Annotated in this window: 16 protein-coding genes; 9 read left to right on the top strand and 7 right to left on the bottom strand. The window is 69.4% G+C overall.

The annotated features are described in order from the left end of the window. Positions 1-588: an XTP/dITP diphosphatase gene (locus ABZ911_RS23750; RefSeq protein WP_358059631.1), complete on the bottom strand. Its 588-nt coding sequence runs from the start codon at positions 586-588 to the stop codon at positions 1-3. After that, a complete protein-coding gene (gene rph / locus ABZ911_RS23745; protein ID WP_358059628.1) occupies positions 585-1304 on the bottom strand; it encodes a ribonuclease PH in 720 nt (239 codons plus the stop codon). The genes ABZ911_RS23750 and rph overlap by 4 nt, the downstream gene beginning before the upstream one ends. 110 nt (positions 1305-1414) lie before the next feature. Between rph and ABZ911_RS23740 the strand changes: the two genes are divergently transcribed. Next, the gene (locus ABZ911_RS23740; RefSeq protein WP_358059625.1) at positions 1415-2617 is read left to right on the top strand and encodes an MFS transporter; all 1203 of its coding nucleotides are present in this window, start codon (positions 1415-1417) and stop codon (positions 2615-2617) included. On the opposite strand, the gene ABZ911_RS23735 is transcribed toward ABZ911_RS23740, so the two are convergent. Genes ABZ911_RS23735 through ABZ911_RS23725 form a run of 3 tightly spaced genes read right to left on the bottom strand, consistent with a single transcriptional unit; the run spans position 2602 to position 5027 of the window. Further along, positions 2602-3354 (bottom strand): MBL fold metallo-hydrolase, encoded by a 753-nt coding sequence (locus ABZ911_RS23735; protein ID WP_358059622.1) that lies wholly within the window; start codon positions 3352-3354, stop codon positions 2602-2604. The genes ABZ911_RS23740 and ABZ911_RS23735 overlap by 16 nt on opposite strands. Further along, a complete protein-coding gene (gene murI / locus ABZ911_RS23730; protein WP_358059619.1) occupies positions 3351-4175 on the bottom strand; it encodes a glutamate racemase in 825 nt (274 codons plus the stop codon). The genes ABZ911_RS23735 and murI overlap by 4 nt, the downstream gene beginning before the upstream one ends. 60 nt (positions 4176-4235) lie before the next feature. Beyond that, complete coding sequence (locus ABZ911_RS23725; RefSeq protein WP_358059616.1) at positions 4236-5027, bottom strand: thioesterase family protein; 792 nt, start codon at positions 5025-5027, stop codon at positions 4236-4238. A 116-nt stretch (positions 5028-5143) separates the two neighbouring features. On the opposite strand from ABZ911_RS23725, the gene ABZ911_RS23720 reads away from it, so the two are divergent. The 6 genes from ABZ911_RS23720 to ABZ911_RS23695 all read left to right on the top strand — a co-directional run bounded on the left by ABZ911_RS23720 (position 5144) and on the right by ABZ911_RS23695 (position 14882). Next, entirely contained in the window at positions 5144-5467 is a 324-nt protein-coding gene (locus ABZ911_RS23720; protein WP_358059613.1) for a hypothetical protein, read from the top strand. A gap of 97 nt (positions 5468-5564) precedes the next feature. Further along, on the top strand, positions 5565-7364 hold the full coding sequence (locus ABZ911_RS23715; protein WP_358059610.1) for a DUF3352 domain-containing protein: 1800 nt from the start codon (positions 5565-5567) through the stop codon (positions 7362-7364). Positions 7365-7634: 270 nt separating this feature from the next. Next, positions 7635-9059, top strand: a complete 1425-nt coding sequence (locus ABZ911_RS23710; RefSeq protein ID WP_358059607.1) for a hypothetical protein — start codon at positions 7635-7637, stop codon at positions 9057-9059. A 100-nt stretch (positions 9060-9159) separates the two neighbouring features. Next, positions 9160-10245, top strand: a complete 1086-nt coding sequence (locus tag ABZ911_RS23705) for a MoxR family ATPase (protein ID WP_358059604.1) — start codon at positions 9160-9162, stop codon at positions 10243-10245. After that, positions 10242-14501 (top strand): FxSxx-COOH system tetratricopeptide repeat protein, encoded by a 4260-nt coding sequence (gene fxsT, locus ABZ911_RS23700; RefSeq protein ID WP_358059601.1) that lies wholly within the window; start codon positions 10242-10244, stop codon positions 14499-14501. The genes ABZ911_RS23705 and fxsT overlap by 4 nt, the downstream gene beginning before the upstream one ends. A 126-nt stretch (positions 14502-14627) precedes the next feature. Continuing rightward, on the top strand, positions 14628-14882 hold the full coding sequence (locus ABZ911_RS23695) for a DUF397 domain-containing protein (RefSeq protein WP_358059598.1): 255 nt from the start codon (positions 14628-14630) through the stop codon (positions 14880-14882). A gap of 41 nt (positions 14883-14923) precedes the next feature. On the opposite strand, the gene ABZ911_RS23690 is transcribed toward ABZ911_RS23695, so the two are convergent. Next, positions 14924-15118, bottom strand: coding sequence for a DUF397 domain-containing protein (locus tag ABZ911_RS23690; RefSeq protein WP_358059595.1), 195 nt, complete (start codon positions 15116-15118; stop codon positions 14924-14926). 126 nt (positions 15119-15244) lie between these two features. On the opposite strand from ABZ911_RS23690, the gene ABZ911_RS23685 reads away from it, so the two are divergent. Then, positions 15245-15472: a DUF397 domain-containing protein gene (locus tag ABZ911_RS23685; RefSeq protein WP_358059592.1), complete on the top strand. Its 228-nt coding sequence runs from the start codon at positions 15245-15247 to the stop codon at positions 15470-15472. Here the strand turns inward: ABZ911_RS23685 and ABZ911_RS23680 are convergent. Further along, positions 15463-16560 (bottom strand): hypothetical protein, encoded by a 1098-nt coding sequence (locus ABZ911_RS23680; RefSeq protein WP_358059589.1) that lies wholly within the window; start codon positions 16558-16560, stop codon positions 15463-15465. The genes ABZ911_RS23685 and ABZ911_RS23680 overlap by 10 nt on opposite strands. A 101-nt stretch (positions 16561-16661) precedes the next feature. Here ABZ911_RS23680 and ABZ911_RS23675 point away from each other — a divergent pair, with 101 nt between their 5' ends. Continuing rightward, positions 16662-17309, top strand: coding sequence for a hypothetical protein (locus tag ABZ911_RS23675; protein ID WP_358059586.1), 648 nt, complete (start codon positions 16662-16664; stop codon positions 17307-17309). Positions 17310-17311: the final 2 nt, after the last annotated feature.

The following is a 17311-nucleotide window of genomic DNA, read 5'->3' as shown; positions in this document are numbered from 1 at the left end:
TCAGCCGAGCAGGTCCCGCACGATCGGGGCCAGGGCGCGGAAGGCGCGGCCACGATGGCTGATGGCGTCCTTCTCGTCGGGTGACAGCTCGGCCGCGGTACGCCCCTCGCCTTCGGGGACGAAGATCGGGTCGTACCCGAAGCCGTTCGACCCGCGCGGCTGGGACAGGATGTGGCCGGGCAGCAAGCCCTCCACCACCTGCTCCTGCCCGGCGGGCAGGGCGAGCGCCGCGGCGCAGGTGAAGTGCGCGGCACGGCGGTCGGCGGGGACATCGGAGACCTGGGCGAGCAGCAGGTCGAGGTTGGCCTTGTCGTCGCCGTGCCGTCCGGCCCAGCGGGCGGAGAACACGCCCGGCATGCCGTTCAGCGCGTCGACGCAGAGGCCCGAGTCGTCGGCCACCGCGGGCAGGCCGCTCTGCGCGGCCACCGCGTGCGCCTTCAGCAGGGCGTTCTCCGCGAAGGTGAGCCCGGTCTCGGCCACCTCGCCGATGTGCGGGAACTCCTCCAGCCCCACCACCTCGAACCCGGCCATGATCCGCCGCAGCTCGAAGATCTTGCCCGGGTTGCGGGTCGCCAGCACGATTCTCATGGGCTCAGCGCCTCCTGCTGATGCAGCGTCAACTCCTCGCATCCGGCCGCGGCCAGGTCGAGCAGGGAGCCGAGGGTGGCCCGGTCGAACGGGGCGCCCTCGGCGGTGCCCTGCACCTCGACGAACTTGCCCGAGCCGGTCATCACGACGTTCATGTCGGTCTCGGCCACGACGTCCTCGGTGTAGCAGAGGTCGAGCAGCGGCGTGGTGCCGACGATCCCCACCGAGACCGCGGCGACGGAGTCGACCAGCGGGTCGCCGGGGCACATCTTGCGGGCGCGCATCCAGGCCACCGCGTCGGCCAGCGCGACATAGGCGCCGGTGATCGCCGCGGTGCGGGTGCCGCCGTCGGCCTGCAGCACGTCGCAGTCGAGCATCACGGAGTTCTCGCCCAGGGCCTTGTAGTCGACGCAGGCGCGCAGCGAGCGGCCGATCAGCCGGGAGATCTCGTGGGTACGCCCGCCGATCTTGCCGCGCACGGACTCGCGGTCGTTGCGGGTGTTGGTCGCCCGAGGCAGCATCGCGTACTCGGCCGTCACCCAGCCCTGCCCGCTGCCCCGTCGCCAGCGGGGCACGCTGTCCTGGACGGAGGCCGCGCACAGCACCTTCGTGCCGCCGAACTCCACGAGCACGGAGCCCTCCGCGTGCGCCAGCCAGCCACGAGTGATCGTGACCGGGCGTAGTTGTCCGGGGGTGCGTCCATCCTGTCGAGACATGCAGATCACCCTATCTCCGTGCGCCAACACCCTTGACCGACCCTGTCCTGGACATAGATCCTTACGCAATGACAACGGGGGTGTTGCGAAACCCTGACTATCTCCGCTTCTTGAGCTCCCATGTGCTCAACGAGCTCGGCGCGAACGTCGCGCGTGTCGCACTACCGCTGGTCGCCGTGCTGACCTTGCACGCCACTCCGTTCGAGGTGGGCGTGCTCTCGGCCGCGCAGACCGTGGCCTTCCTCCTGCTCGGACTGCCCGCGGGCGTCTGGATCGACCGGCTCCGCCGCCGCCGCGTGATGGCCGCCGCCGACCTGGCCAGATTCGTGCTGCTGGCGTCCATCCCGCTGGCCGACCTGTTCGGCGTGCTCTCCATGACCATGCTGTACGTCGTGGCGCTGCTGGCCGGCTGCGCCCAGCTCTTCAACGACGTGGCCGACCAGAGCTACCTGCCCACCCTGGTCGGCAAGGGCGAGCTGACCGACGGGAACTCCAAGCTCGAAGTGGTGCGCGCGACGGGCGGCCTGGTCGGCCCCGGCCTCGGCGGCCTGCTGGTGCAGTTGCTGACCGCCTCGCGCACGCTGCTGGCCACCGCCGTCGCCGCCCTGGGCTCGCTGATCTTCCTGATCACGATCAGGACGGCGGACCCGCTGCCCGTGCGCCCCCAGCGGGAGGGCCTGCGCAGGGAGATGGCCGAGGGGCTGGCCTTCGTCTGGCGCGACCGGATCCTGCGGATGATCTGCCTGACCACGGCGGTGACGAACCTCACCGTGAGCGCGGTGCTCGGCCTGTCGGTCCTGTTCCTGGCCGACGTCGTCGGCCTCGCCCCCGGCCTGGTCGGCGTGCTGCTCACCGGCGGCGCGGTCGGCGCGCTGATCGGCGGCGCGGTCGGCACCCGGATCTTCGCCCGGTACGGCACCGCCAGGGTCACCTGGGTCGCCCTGCTGGTCACCTCCCCCTTCGGCCTGCTGCTGCCGCTCACCGAGGCGGACTGGCGGGTGTCGCTCTACGCGATCACCTCCATCGCCCTCACCTTCGGCTCGATCCTGTACAACGTGGGCCAGCTCACCTACCGCCAGTCGGTCACCCCCGCGCACCTGCTCGGCCGGGTCAACGCCACCGTGCGGTTCCTGGTCTGGGGCACGATGCCGCTGGGCGCGCTGCTCGGCGGCGTCGTGGCGCAGGCGATCGGGGTGCGCGAGGCGCTGTGGGTGTTCATGGTGGGCCGGCTGCTGTCGGCGCTGCCGCTGCTGTTCTCACCGCTGCCGGGGATGCGGGAGTTCGTCACCGAGACGGCTCAGGTCAAGTCGTAGACCGCGCCGCTGCGGGCCAGCTCGATCGGCCCGTCGAAGCCGCCGCCCGAGGCCTCGGCGAGGACGCTCGCGTGGTCGTTCCACGGCACCAGGTGGGTGAGCACGAGCCTGCCCACGCCCGCCTCGGCCGCGTGCTCCGCCGCCTGCCGCCCGGTCAGGTGCAGGCCGGGCGGCAGGTCGGGGGCCTCCAGGAAGGACGCCTCGCAGAGCAGCAGGTCGGCGTTCTCGGCTAGCTTCACCAGCTCGGCCGACTCGCCGGTGTCGCCCGAGTAGGCGACGGTCCTGCCGCCGTGCGACACCCGGAAGCCGTAGGTCTCCACGGGGTGGTTGACCAGCCCGGCGGTCACCGCGAACGGGCCGACGTCGAACGAGCCGGGCGCCAGCCGGACGAAGCGGAAGGCTGTTTCCATGCCGGGCTCCTCCGGCATGCCGTAGGCGGCGGCCAGGCGGCGGGGGGCGTCGGCGGGGGCGTGCACCGGGATGCGCGGGTAGGGGGCGGCGGGGCCGTAGGTGCGGGCCACGTGGTAGCCGCACAGGTCGAGGCAGTGGTCGGCGTGCAGGTGGGACAGGAGGACGGCGTCGATGTCGTACAGGCCGAGGTGGCGCTGGAGTGTTCCGAGCGCGCCGCTGCCGAAGTCGAGCAGCATCCTGAAGCCCTCGGCCTCCAGCAGGTAGCAGGAGGCGGGGCTGTCCGGGCCGGGAAAGCTTCCCGAGCATCCGATGATGGTCACTTTCATACGAGCCTCCCGTTCGGCGTGGTACCCCCCAGTGCGGCCAGGTCGACCGCGTCGATCTCGGGCCCGAGGAAGCGCCGCCCCAGCCGGGCGAACAGGGCGGTGTCGCCGGTGGCCATGAAGCGGTGCCGGGGGTGGGCGCCGCCGTCGGCCAGGCCGCGGTCGTGCAGGATCCGGTAGACGTCCTTGGCTGTCTCCTCCGCGCTGGAGACGAGCGTGACGTCCTCCCCGGCCACGTAGGAGATCGCGCCGGTGAGCAGCGGGTAGTGCGTACAGCCGAGGATGAGCGTGTCGCAGCCGGCCGCCTTGATCGGCTCCAGGTAGCCGCGCAGCACCTCGATGAGCTCATCGCTCATCGTCTCGCCGCGCTCGACGTACTCCACCAGGCGCGGGGCGGCCACGCCGGTGAGCTGGATGTCGGGCGCGGCGGCGAAGGCGTCGTGGTAGGCGAGCGACTCGATGGTCGCCCGGGTCGCGATGACCCCCACCCGCCCGTTGCGGGTGGCCCGCACGGCCCTGCGCGCCGCCGGCTGGATCACCTCGACCACGGGTACGGCGTAGCGTTCGCGCGCGTCGCGCAGCACGGCGGCGCTGGCGCTGTTGCAGGCGATCACGAGCATCTTCACGTCGTGCTCCACCAGGTGGTCCATCACCTCCAGCGCGTAGGCGCGGACCTCGGCGATCCGCCTGGGCCCGTACGGCTGGCGGGCCGTGTCGGCCACGTAGGTGATGGTCTCGTGGGGGAGCTGATCGATGATCGCCCTGGCGACCGTCAGGCCACCCACCCCGCTGTCGAAGATTCCGATGCTCGCGTCGTCCGGCACCCTTCAGAGGGTAGGCGACCAGGCACTTCCCAACATCGTAAGAATCCTCACAACGCCGGCTCAGCCCCTTCCGACGCGGGCGATCTGGCGGGACTGGGCGACCAGCCGCCCGGTCGAGTCGCGGACCTCGACCTCCTCGTCGAACCAGCCGTCGGCGATCAGCCGCCCGCTGCCGAGCAGGGTGAGCCAGCCGGGGGCGGGCAGCGCGCGCAGGTGCCAGGTGAGCTCCACGGTCGGCGCCCAGCCCTTGCCGCCCGCCGAGAACACCACCGGCGGCAGCGCGTCGACGGCCAGAGCCAGCACGTACGGGTCGGGGTCCTGCGGCTCGGCCATCCTGAAGTAGGCACGCGCCTCGGGCCTGCCGGTGGGCCGGCGCGACAGCCAGCCGATGGTGGGCGGGTCGAAGGCCATCTCCACCTGGGCGTTGATCGTCATGCCGGATTCGGGCTTGGGCGCGGGCAGCCGGACGCACTCCTCCAGGGGCGGCATCGGGTGCGGCGGCTCGGCGCTGTAGTCGGGTTCGACGTCGTTCAGCGTGGCGGTGGTGACCAGCAGTTCGATCTGCGGCACGTCGTCCTGGAGCAGCGTCGCCCTGGCGAAGGCGGCCGTCTTCCCGGCCTTGAGCTGCTCGACCCGCATCCTGGCCGGTCCGGGGCGCGGGGCTTTGAGGAACTGCGCGCTGGTGCTCACCGGGTGCGCGTGCGGCGAGGCGTCCACCACGGCCCGCAGCGCCACGGCCATCAGGTACCCGCCGTTGAGCGGCCCGCCGATGGAGTAGCCGGGATCGAGGCACACGTCATAGGTGGTCTCGTCGACCCTGATCGCCTGTGTCGCCTCGTCGAACTTCGTCATTCCGCCACCCTTGCACCCGAATTATGTTCTAGTCGGCCATACTCTACGGCATCACCGCTCCAGCGCGCCTACCTGCGAAAACGCCTCCTGACTGGGAGGATTCGATCATGGTTGGGGTGAATGGACTCATGGGGCAGTCGGTATGGGACGCCCGGGGCATCTGGATCGGCCGGGTGGTCGACGTGCGAGTGATCAAGAATCGCGAGGAACGGTCCATGCAGCAGAGCCATACCATTTACGGGCTGGTTGTCTCGGTCAGGCGGGCGCCCGTCATGCTGGGGCTCACCCGCGACCGGGAAGGGCGGCTGGGCTGGCTGTCCTCGCTGGTGGCCAGGGTGGTCTACGCGGGCTGCATGTTCGTCCCGTGGGAGAGCGTGGCCTCCAGCGATTCGGGTGAGGTGCACCTCGCCTCGACCCGCAAGCAGCTGGCCCGGGTCTGAAACCTGAAATCAGGCGTTTCAGCACATTGCAAGTCACCCTCTAGTTGAATCGGCTAACTTGCACAGTGGTCAATAAGTCCACTTTGTGAGTTGAGTGATGTCTGCGAACAATCCCCCCGGCGGCCAGGATCCGGACCGGACCACGGCATACCGCTGGAACCAGGGCCAGCCCGAGAGCTCCCAGCAACCGGGCGGGCAGCCGTACCAGCAGCACCAGCCCTACCCGCCGCAGCAGCCGCCGTACCAGCAGCAGCCCCAGCAGCCCTATGGCCAGCCCCAGCAGCCGTACGGGCAGCCGCAGCAGCCCTACGGGCAACCCCAGTACAACCAGCAGCAGCCCTACGGGCAGCAGCAGTACGGCCAGCAGCCCGGATATGGCGACCAGACCGTGCGCGAGCCGCACGGCTGGCAGCAGCAGGGGCCTGAAGGTTTCGGCCCCTCGCATGCCGCGCCCGCCAAGAAGGGCGGCAAGGGTTGGCTGATCGCCGCGATCGCGGCCGTGCTGGTGGTGCTGGTCGGCGGCGGTGGCGTGTACGCGGTGAGCGCGCTCAGCGGTGGCGGCGCGCAGCCGCACGAGGTGCTGCCCGCCGGCGCGATCGGCTACGTGCGCATCGACCTCGACCCGGCCGCCAACCAGAAGGTGGCGCTGTTCGCGCTGGCCAGGAAGTTCACCGTGACCAAGGACAAGGTCACCGGCGACGACCCGCGCAAGGCCCTGTTCGAAGCGATCAAGTCCGACAGCGACAGCCTGGCCGACGTCGACTTCGCCAAGGACGTCGACCCGTGGCTGGGCAGCAGGATCGGCGCGGCCGTCCTGCCCGCCGCCGCGGGCAGCGAGGAGCCCGGCTTCGCGGTGGCCGTCCAGGTGACGGACGAGGCCGCGGCCAAGGCCGGCATCGCCAAGCTGATGGGCAAGGAGAAGTACGGCCTCGCCTTCCGCGACGACTACGCCATCCTGAGCGAGGACCAGGCCTCCGCCGCCAAGTACGCCCAGGGCCCGACCCTGGGCGAGGACGGCGAGTTCACCGGCGACCTCGACGCGCTCGGCGAGCCCGGCGTGCTCTCGTTCTGGACCAACGTCGGCAAGCTCGGCGAGATGTCCAAGTCCGCGATGACCGCCGAGCAGAAGCAGATGCTGGACAAGGTCAAGAACGCCAGGTTCGCCGGCGCGCTCCGCTTCGACAGCGCCTACGCCGAACTGGCCGGTGTGGTGCGCGGCGCCGAGGCCATGTCGGCGGGCGACCCGCAGAGCGCGAACATCTCCACCCTGCCCGCCTCCACCGCAGGCGCGTTCTCCGCCTCCGGCCTCGGCGACCTCGTAGTCAAGCAGTGGTCCGAGCTGATGACCTCGGCCTCCGCCACCCCTGACGGCACCTCCGCCAAGCAGCTCATCGACCAGGCGCAGCAGGCCTACGGCCTGTCGCTGCCCGACGACCTGGGCACCATGCTCGGCAAGAACCTCACCGTCGCCGTCGACGGCGAGGGCCTGGACGCGCAGATGCCCAAGGTGGGCGTGCGCATCGTGACCGACCCGGCCAAGGCCGAGGCGATCATGGCCAAGATCGAGAAGGCGCTGACCGACAGCGGCCAGGCCGCTCCCAAGCTCAACAAGCAGTCCGGCGACGGCACCTACACCATCGCCACCACGCCCGAGTACGCCAAGCAACTGGCCGAGGAGGGCACGCTGGGCGACAGCGAGACCTTCCAGACCGCCATCCCCGACGCGGGCTCGGCGACCTTCGCCCTGTACGTAGACCTGGACAAGATCGAACAGTTCTACCTCAAGGGCCTGCAGGGCGACGACCTGGCCAACGCCAAGCTCTTCCGCGCGGTGGGCCTGAGCGGCACCCAGTCGGGCGCCGACGCCAGCTTCTCCCTGCGCGTACTGTTCAACTGACACCAGCAACACATCGAGAGGCGGCCGACATCCTGTCGGCCGCCTCTTCGATTTCGTGCGCCGGATGGACCACCAGGCGCTACTTTCTGTCGCCGCCGAGGACTTTCCGCGCCGTCTACGCAGAAGAGCCATCTTCCTTGTGTTAAAGGTCTGGATATACCTTTCATATCTACAGACACGACCACATCAGCGTCGGGGGCGCGGTCAGGGCGTCAGGGGAGGGATGTGCGGACACACGGGGTCGATCCCAAGCGGGTCGTTGACATACTCATGAGCATTTCCGACATGGACGCTGAAACGCTACTAAAGGTCGTGGATGGCGAGCTCACCCGCCGTCTCGCCGTGAACAAGGCGTCCGCCCAGCACGTCTACTTTTACAATATTGTATGGAAATGCCTGGAAGAGGATGACAGCAGGCGGGCGCTGATCACCGCGGTGGACTTCCTCGCGCCGGGCAGTTCCAAGGCCGTTCAGATCAGGCGGATGCTCGGCCTCGCGGCCGACGATCTCACCGAGGGCGACGCGCTGCACATCGAGGCACTTCTGCGCCGCTGTCCCGCCGACAACCTCGCCCACCTGTACCACGTGGCGGCCGGGAGCGCCAGCGGGCTGTTCCCCATCGGGCTCCGGAGCGCCTCGGAGGTCTTCGCCTATCTGGTCGACCTCAACACCCGGCGGGGTGCCCTAGCGCCACACCTGCGGTTCGTCGCCCTGCAGATCAGGAACCTGGTCTACCGCGAGGGCCCGTCGCACCCGGACCTGGTTCTCGAACTGCGGCACTGGATGTACCAGCAGTGCGACCGGCTGCGCGAGAGCGGCGACCAGGAGGCGGCCACTGAGCTGGACCGCCTGCTGCGGCAGCCGCCGGCCTTCCAGGCGCACGACGACTTTCCCATCTGCCTGGTGGTCGAGATCGAGCCGCTGCCCGTGCCGTACGACGAGCGGAACCTGCACCGCGTCACGTCATGGCGCCAGGTGGACCAGACGGCGTGGTGTCCCGTCCGCGAGGCCGACGAGATCCTTCCGTTCACCGAGGTGGTGCCCCATGTTCTGCGCCTGGTGCGGGACGCCGAGGAAGGCTGGGGGTACGGGGTGCGAGGCCCCCTGGTCGTGGAGTTCCTGCTCTCCCCCGAGCTGATCAATCTGGCCGTCGACCAGTGGAGCACACCGGCGACCGGCGCTCTGCCGCCCCGGGCGCTGGGCATGGACTACGAGATCGTGCTGCGCAGCGGTGTGCGCCTGCGGCCCCGTCACCGGCACGCCCGCTGGCTGAACCGCTGGGAGCGGCTCATGACCATCGGCGGTGAGACCCACCTGATGTCGCTGGAGGACGCGGCGGACCTCGGAGCCGTGCACGGCGAACTGCTGGCCGGAGATCACCTGGTGGCCTGCGTCCTGTCCGGCCCACCCGATCGCGAACCCGGGCGTTCCGAACTGGCCGCGGCCATCGACGCGGGCCTGCCGATCGTCCTCTGGTGCAGAGATGTCACCATCAACGGCGAGTTTCGCCATGCGCTGCGCGACGCCCTGCATCCGGTACAGCTCAAAAAGCTGCCGAGTAATATCACCAGCTTGCGCAGCTCAGCAATAGCACCGGGGGGCGATATGCATGTTTGTCGCCATGTGTCCCTTCTTTGGGATGACCCAAATCACCGTATACCGGAATCCGATCCTCTAACGTCGCCCTCCAGATAAGACGGTTGCGCGGGTTGCGCGCCAACGGCGCGCGGAGGATGCTTTGGAAGGAAACTATTCCATTGACGCACCTGTACGCCCCAGCAGAGGACGTCCGCAGATGAGCGCCGACAGATCACGCGACAACAGCGATCTCGGCGTCATCCCCGAAGGATGGTTCATCTACCGGGGCACCGGCCTTCCCCTCACCGACGGCTCCCTACGCGAGGCGCTGCCCGCTCCGCCGCCCTGGCGGGCCTTCGACGGTGAGCCGCTCCTGCAGGCACCGCCCGAAGACCATGCCGAGCTGGACCGCAGACTGGGCCCGGTGGACCACCTGCCGGGCCGTGCCGCCGAAGCCCAGGAGGTCATCGCGGTCAACGCCGCGCTCTGCCTGCGCAGGCCCCTGCTGGTCACCGGCCGTCCGGGAGTCGGCAAGTCCACCCTCGCCTACCAGATCAGCCGCGAGTTACGGCTGGGGCCCGTCCTGCGCTGGCCCATCAACAGCCGCACCACCCTGCGCTCGGGGCTCTACGAGTACGACGCGATCGCGCGGGTTCAGGACGCGCGCCGGCGCGCCGAGCCCGGCGGCGAACCCGCGGACCACGACCGGGACATCGGCGACTACCTGCAACTCGGCCCGCTCGGCACCGCCCTGCTGCCCTACGAACTGCCGCGGATCCTCCTGATCGACGAGTTCGACAAGAGCGATCCGGACCTGGCCAACGATCTGCTCGACGCGCTGGAAGAAGGCGGCTACCAGATCCCTGAGCTGCGCCGCATCCGCGCCCGGGTGAACGAGGTGACCGTCCACACCGCCGACGCCGAGGGCACCGCCACGATCAGCGGGGGCACGGTCTCGTGCCACGCCTTCCCGTTCATCGTCATCACCAGCAACGGGGAGCGGGAGTTCCCGCCGGCCTTCCTGCGGCGCTGCATCCAGCTGTCGATGCCCGAGCCGAGCCAGGAAAGGCTGTCGGACCTGGTGACCGCGCGCTTCGCCAGGGCCGCCGAGCCGTTCAAGGAGCAGCTCATCCAGGAGTTCCTCGAATACCGCCGCCGCCATCCGGTGGCGGCCGACCAACTGCTGAACGCGCTCTACCTGGCCATCCAGGGGCAGGCGGGGCCGGACAAGATGGACGAGCAGACGTGGAGGCAGGTGCTCAACGTAGTGCTGCAACGACTCGACGCGGCGGGGACGGGGTGACCTGGCCACCGCGAGAGACGAGAGGTGACTCCGTCTCCCGACCGCACTGGCAGGAGGTCGGCGAGCTCCTCTGGCTCGCCGCCCAGATCGCCGGGCGCGCGAACCTGGCGGCGCGATCACCATCGGCCACACCTCCCACTGCCGACGAACCCGACACCAGCGCCCCGCCCGACCGCGACACCGGCGCGGATCTCGACGCCGAGGCACCCGACCCCGGCACCGAGCCCGACTCCGGGGCCGACCCCCTCACCGGCGTTGCGCCCTTTCCCGGACCGGACGAGGTGCCCGCCCTCCTGGTCGGATCGGCCGGCGCACCGGGGACGCACCGCCGCTCGCTCACCCAGGCGGCACGCTCCTTTCGGCGCACCGTCCCCGCCCCGCACAGGCCGTCGCTGCTGGACGAGGAGGCCACGGCGGACCGGGCGGCCCAGGACGGGCTGTGGCTGCCCGTGCTCACCGAACAGCGTGAACCCCTCCTCGATCTCGACCTCGTGCTGGACGACCGCCCGTGCGCCGAACTGCACCGCGACCGCGCCCAGCGCTTCGTCCACGCGATCACGGACGCGTGCGCCTTCCGCCGGATCCGCCTGCACCTGCTCGACAGCGACGTCAAGACCGAGCCCGAACTGTGGCTACGCGACCCGGGCCCGGAGCACGCCATGACCCCCGCGCACAAGCTGGCCATCCCGCGGCGCACCGGACGGCGACTGATCATCGTTCTCACCGACGGAGTCGGCGCGGCGTGGCACAGCGGAGCGGCGCACCGCCTCCTGGCCCAGTGGGGGCAGAGCTGCACGGTGTCCGTCGTCCACCTGCTGCCCGCCCGGCTCTGGCGGCGCACGGGTGTCGACGCGGTGCGCACCACCCTGCGCAACACCCATCCCGCCGCCCCCAACGAGAAGTACGAGGCCGGCCCGCCCCACCGCACCGGGGTGCACATCCCGGTGCTCGAGGCCGAGACCGAGACCGACCGGGTCGAAGCCTGGGCCCGCCAGGTCACGGCCTGGGCGGAGCTGGTCATGGGCTCGCGCGCGCCCTGGCTCGGCGCGACGATCGCCTGCTCGCTCGACGCCTCGCCGCCGCCTCAGGAGGAACCGGCCGAGCCGTTCTCGGCCGAGCAGCGCGTCCAGCGGTTCCGCATGGACGTCTCCCCCACGGCCTTCCGTCTGGCGGTCCACCTGGCCGCGGCGCCCCTGAGCACCCGGGTGATACGGCACGTCCAGCGGACCTTGCTCCCCCGATCCACCGAGGCCCACCTGGCGGAACTGCTGGGCAGCGACCTGGTGCGGCTCGCCGGTCCGCAGACCACGAAGCTCCCCGTCCCGGTCGCCTACGACTTCGCCCCCGGCGTACGGCAGGAGCTCCTGCTCGCCGGCCGGCGCTCGGAGACGGCCCAGGTCCTGGTCACGTGGGCCGACCATCTCGGCGAGGAGGTCGGCGCGCTGCGCGGGTTACGCGACGTGATCGTCGCTCCGGGCCTGGCCGCCCTCCCAGAAGTCTCCGAAGAGCTCTCTCCTCTGATGGACCCGGCCGTCTCGGCCATGGAGGCCATGGCGGGGCCCTACATCCGGCCTGCCCGCCTCCTCAAGGACGCACTCTCCGTAAGCGAAGATGACCAATCTGTCGCCGCAGACAGGAGTGACGGCATGGGGGCAGGGAACGAACAACGCGATCTTTCTGAGGACAACGTCTACCAGCACATCACCAACGAAGCCCAGTCCGTCGATCCTTTTGGAGTAAGCGTCAATATGAGCGCGCTACCTGTCGCCCGCAAGCGTGAGTCACACGAACCGACCCCGGTTTGGAACGTCCCGCAGAAGAACCAGAGTTTCACCGGACGTGAAGAGCTTTTGAGCCTCCTGCACGAACGGCTGTCCACCGGGACGACGGCCGTGTTGCCCGAGGCCCTGCACGGTCTGGGCGGCGTGGGCAAGTCGCAGATCGCCATCGAGTACTGCTACCGCCATCAGCGCGACTACGACCTGATCTGGTGGATTCCGTCCGAGCGGTTGACGATGGTCCGCCAGGCTTTCGTGAATCTGGCCGAGCACCTCTCGCTCAATGTCACCGAGCCCGCCGTGGCCGTTCCGGCGGTGAAGGAGGCGCTGCGGCTGGGCAAGCCGTACGCCGACTGGCTGCTGGTGTTCGACAACGCCGAGGACGTCGACGAGATCAGGCGGTTCTTCCCGACGAACGGCCCCGGAAAGATCATGATTACCTCACGCTCACGCGACTGGTTCAGCCACGCCGCCCCCCTGGAGGTGGACGTGTTCCGGCGCGAGGAGAGCCGCCAGTTGCTTCGCGCACGCGGACCCGAGCTGACCGACAAGGACGCCGACGAACTCTCCGAGCGGCTCGGCGACCTGCCGCTCGCCATCGAGCAGGCCGCGGTGTGGCTGTCCGAGACGGGCATGCCGATCTCGGAGTATCTCCAGCTCTTCGACGAGCAACGGCGGGAGTTGCTGAGCGTCGAGGGCGCCGAGGTCCCGGTGGCCGCGGCGTGGAACGTGTCCTTCGAGCGGTTGCGGCAGAGTCACCCGGCGGCGCTCCAGCTTCTCCAGGTCTGCGCGTTCTTCGCCCCCGAGCCGATTCCGCGATCCCTGCTGACCAGCACCCGCGATCTTGAGGGCCCGCCCGAACTTCTCCAGGCTCTGGCCGACCCGATCGAGCTGGGCCGCACCACTCGGGCGATCAGCCAGTACGCGCTGGCCAAGATCAACCACCGGGACAACACCATCTCGCTGCACCGGCTGGTCCAGCGCGTGGTCACCAGTCAGCTCAGCGAGGGCGAAGCCAACATGTTCCGCCACTGCGGGCACATGCTGCTGGCCAACGCCGACCCCAGGGACCCGGGCAACCGGGGACGGTGGTCCGACTACCAGGCGCTCTTCCCGCACGTCTTCAGTTCCAAGCTGGAGGACTGCCCGGACTCCTGGGCCAGGGACCTCTTCCTGAACCTCGTCGACTTCCTCTACCTGTGGGGGGACAACGAGGGCTACCGCGCTCTGGCACAGCGCGCGGTGGACGCCTGGACCGTCAACCTCGGGCCCGACCACGACGCGACGCTCAAGGCCGAACTCCGTCTGGGACGGGCCCTGCGCCTGTTCGCGGAGTTCGAGAACGCCTACCGCCACCACCTGCACGTCCGGGACGTCCTGCGCGACCGCCTGGGGGCCGACCACGAGCGCACCCTGGAGGCCCAGGGCTATCTCGGCGCCGACCTGCGCTACCTCGGACGGTTCGCCGAAGCCGTGGAGATCGACCAGCAGGCGTACGAGACTCTCCGCCGCCGCTTCGGTCCCGACGACCCGCTGACCCTGGAGCAGGCGCACCTCCTGGGCATCGACTGGCGGCTGAACGGCGCGCCCGACCGGGCGCGGACCTTGGACCAGGAGACGCTCCAGCGCAAGGAGGAGGTGCTGGGTCCTGACCATCTCAGCACGACCAGCACACGATCCGCGCTGATCATCGACGAGATGGAGTGCGGCCGTTACGTCGAGGCGTTCCACATGCAGGAGCAGCACGTCAACGTCATGCGGCGGCGATACAAGAACTCGCATCCCGGGACCATGGACGCCATCGCGCTCCTGTCCGTGATGGCCAGGAAGGCCGGGCACCACGACGAGGCGCTCAAGCTCTCCGAGGAGGCGCTGTCGCTGTTCCGGGCCCGCTACGGAGAGAAGTACCAGAACACCGTCGCGATCTCGATGAACCATGCGGTGAACCTGCGCCACATCGGCGACCTCAGCACGTCCGCGGAGCTCGGCGGGCAGGCTCGCGACAACTATGAGCAGCTCTTCGGCGCACGGCACCCCAACACCCCGACGGCCGACGTCAACGTGGCGGTGAGCCTGCGTCTCATGGGGCGTTTCGACAAGGCGCGGGAACTGGACGCCAAGGCTTTGGCGGCACTCACGGAGATGGTCGGCGATGACCATCCGCGCTCCCTGGTGTGCGCGGTCAACCTGGCCAGCGACCTGAACGCCCTGGGGGAGTTCGAGCAGGCGCTCGACCTGGACCTCGCCACTTTGGCGCGGCTGCGGCGCGTCCACGGAGACGAACACCCCACCACGCTGGCCTGCGCCCTCAACCTCAGTCTCGACATGCGCGCCCTCGGCCGGGAGGCGGAGGCCTCGGCGCTGCTCGCCGACACGCTGGCCGGATACCGCCGGACTCTGGGCGCCGACCACCCCGCCATTCTCGCCGCTGCCCAGGGCAAACGAGCAAACTGCGATATTTATCCGATTCCACTCTAGAAAGACGACCATGCCACCCACTATCGAGACATAGCCACTTTTATCGAGAAAACTCACCCGCGGGATAGGACAGCGTTGTCTATCTGCTGGCTGGTTCCATAATAAGCCGACCCGGAGCCGACAAACGTGATCAATAGCACAGACCTCGCCCGAGCCGCCTGGCGGAAGAGTTCATTCAGCGATCAACAAGGCGGATGTGTCAGTGTGGCCGATCTGGGCGCCTATTGTGCGGTCAGAGACAGCAAGAACACCGGAATCCATTTCTTAGTCTCACAGGATTCGTGGACCGCCTTCATCTCCTGGATCCGCCAGGGCGAGTCCACCGTCCTCGACACCAGCAAGGACGCCGGCGCGCGGGCAGGCCCCTCCGCGCACGGCTAGGACATGGCTGCCAGCCCGGCGCGAGCTGGCAGCCGCGCCGCTCACAGCCGCCGAGACCTGATCGATCCGACGAACGCGGACCACGCCTCCAGGGAGAAGCGCAGCTGCGGGCCCGCCGGATTCTTCGAATCGCGCACGGACAGGCACGCCTCCGTCTCCGCCACTTCGACGCAGGTACCGAACTCCTGCTCGGTGCTGAAGCTACTCTTACGCCAGACCGGCGTGGACTCGCGCATGCAAGACCTCATCTCCGACAAACCCTTGGGTTGACCACTCTCCGTAGCTTTATAATTACCTTATAGGCGAACGCGCATAGCTCACGACACCCTCGCTTCGCTACCAGGCGGGGCTAAGATTCGACCATGACTCAGAACAAACCTTCGGCAACCGATTTCGACCTCTCTTCGCTCGACTGGATAAGCGGCGCACTCGATCCAGACATTAAGGACCCGGTAGAAATTGCCCATTCCGGAGAAAATATTCTTATGCGGAACGGCGGGAGCGACGACGACGTCGTCCTCGTGTTCACGCGGGCGGAGTGGGATGCCTTCGTGGCCGGAGCGCTCAACGGCGAGTTCGACTACGAGTGATCGGCCGCTGACCCTCCGAGTGCCGCCGCGAGCTCGCTGACCGGCGTCGAGTCCGCGCCCTCCAGGTCGACGAGCACGGCGACCAGGTCGCGGAAACCGCTGGGATACTCCTCGCAGATCTTGACCAGGTGGAGCAGGGCCACCCTGGTCCTGGCGTCGCGTGCCACCCTGACCGAGATCGGCGGACCGAGCAGGTTCAGCACGACATCGCGGTCAGCGGGGGTCTGGAGAGACGGCACCCGCTCCATCAGCCCCACGAGGTCCATCGGTCTGGACGGGCGAGATCCGGCTCGCCCTTCGCCCAGCGCCTCCAGTACCGCGCGGAGATAGGCCGCTGCCGCCAGCGACGCGTAAGGCTGCCACAGGTCCGACTTCTCAGCGTCCCCGTAGTCGCTGATCCCCCGGATCACCAGGCACTCGCGCCCGCCCAGAGCGGCGCTCACCGCCACCCCCGCGCCCTCCATCTCGATCGCCAGCAGATCGCCGGTCCGCGCGATCTCGTCCCGCCGTGAGGCGCTGCGCAGCAGTTCGTCGCCGCTGCCGATCCGGCCGTAGAACACCTCGGCGGAGCCCGGCCGGGCCGGTAGGGGGTCGGTGTGCGGGCCGGGCCGCCGGTAGGACGCGAACGGCGGCGCGTCGAGCCAGCGCTGCCAGGGACGCCGCCCCAGATGCTGCGCCGCCCGGATCTCGTTGACGCCGCGCATCAGCGTGGGCGAGGCGACCAGCGTGTCCCCGCGCAGGTCGCTGCCCCCGTCGGTGACCCGCCGATGGCTGTAGTGGACGACACCGGCACTGCCCACGGCGACGTCGCCCAGCCGCAGGTCGTGCTCCGGGTCGCCGGGGCGCGGCACGCCGAGCGCTATGCCGCACATCACGACCGTCCGGACGCTCGGGAAGCTGTGCACCAGGTGCGCGCAGGCGTCCGCGGCGGCGGCGTTGCCGGTGGCGACCAGCAAGGTGGACACCACGGTGCCGCAGGCCAGCGTCACCGTGGCGTAGCGATTGGGGTCATGGCGGGCCGGTACGGGCGCCATGCCGCCCAGGACATGACGCACAGCCACGGTTTCGACGGGTAATGCAGTGATCACCCCTATTTCAGGACCCACTCCGACAAGCCCCTTCCAGGTACCGTGCTTCCCCTCCACACTAGATCGCGTGGACTCCGCGCAGCGAGAATCAGGAGCCGCCCGTGAAGGAACTGATCATCGGCGTGATCAGCTCGCTGGTCGCCACCGTGCTCACCGTGACGGCGGGGTGGTTCGGCTGGTCGTGGCCCAGACGCTTCCTGCTCCGCCTGCTGGCGAGGATGAGCGGGACGGGGATCGAACGCTCCTACCCCCAGCAGAAGATCGCCAACGCCGACCTGGAAGGCGACCTGCGCAAGGCACGCTGGGTACGGGTGTTGGCCGGGCGGGGCAACGAGCTGACCCGCGACAGCTTCCAGGCTCTCTGGCAGCCGGGCCACGCCCGCCTGGAGTCGGTGCAGATCCTGCTGCCCGACCCCGCCGACCCCGGCGGCTGGCTCGGCGTCAGGGAGAACGAGATGCGGCAGACGGACCACGGCTTCGAGGCCGGGCTGCTGGCCAAGCAGGTGTCGGCCAACGTCGACTACGTCTCCGCGATCGCCGCGGGCAACACCGCCGTGTCCCTGCGCCTGTTCGACGCGCCGAACGACTGCCGCATCATCGCCACCGACCAGGTCGTCTACTTCACGCCGTACATGGCCGCCGTGCACGGGCGCAACTCGCCGTGCCTGGTCTTCCGGAACGGCGGGGTGATGTACGAGCACGCGCTGCAGATCTTCACCCGCCTGTGGCAGCGGGCGGCGCCCTCCTGAGC

The organism is Nonomuraea sp. NPDC046570 (genome assembly GCF_040645915.1).
Lineage (GTDB): Bacteria > Actinomycetota > Actinomycetes > Streptosporangiales > Streptosporangiaceae > Nonomuraea.
This window is presented reverse-complemented; position numbering and strand designations above follow the sequence as displayed.